Below are 458 nucleotides of genomic sequence, written 5' to 3'. Positions count from 1 at the left end.
TACTACCGCAAGGACCTCCTCGACGCGGTCGGCGCGAAGCCGCCGACGACGTGGGCCGAGATGAACGCCGCCTGCGACAAGGTGGTCGCCACGAACCCGGGTCTGTCGTGCTACGCGGGGCAGTTCGAGAAGTACGAGGGCCTCACGGTCAACTTCAGCGAAGCCGTCAACTCCGCCGGTGGTGACGTCGTCGGCGAGGACGGCAAGCCGAACGTGAACACCGACAAGGCGAAGGCGGGCCTGGACTTCCTCGTCGAGGGCGTCAAGTCCGGCAAGATCGCCGCCAAGGCGCGCACCTTCAAGGAAGAGGAAGGCCGCCGGGCGTTCCAGGCCGGTGAGCTGGTCTTCCACCGCCAGTGGCCGTACCAGTACGCCAAGGCCAACGCGACGGATGGCTCGTCGCAGGTGGCGGGCAAGTTCGCCGTCGCGCCGCTGCCCGGCCTCGACGGTCCCGGCTC

General features: G+C 68.6%; 1 protein-coding gene. It reads left to right on the top strand.

Features of this window, described 5'->3' with window-relative positions:
* Positions 1-458, top strand: a 458-nt coding sequence (locus GPZ80_RS31920) for an extracellular solute-binding protein (RefSeq protein ID WP_187224819.1), incomplete at both ends; no start/stop codon positions are given.

The sequence above is a fragment of the Actinokineospora xionganensis genome (assembly GCF_014323725.1).
Lineage (GTDB): Bacteria > Actinomycetota > Actinomycetes > Mycobacteriales > Pseudonocardiaceae > Actinokineospora > Actinokineospora xionganensis.
Note: the sequence above shows the minus strand (reverse complement) of the source record. Positions and strands in the feature narration are given on the sequence as shown.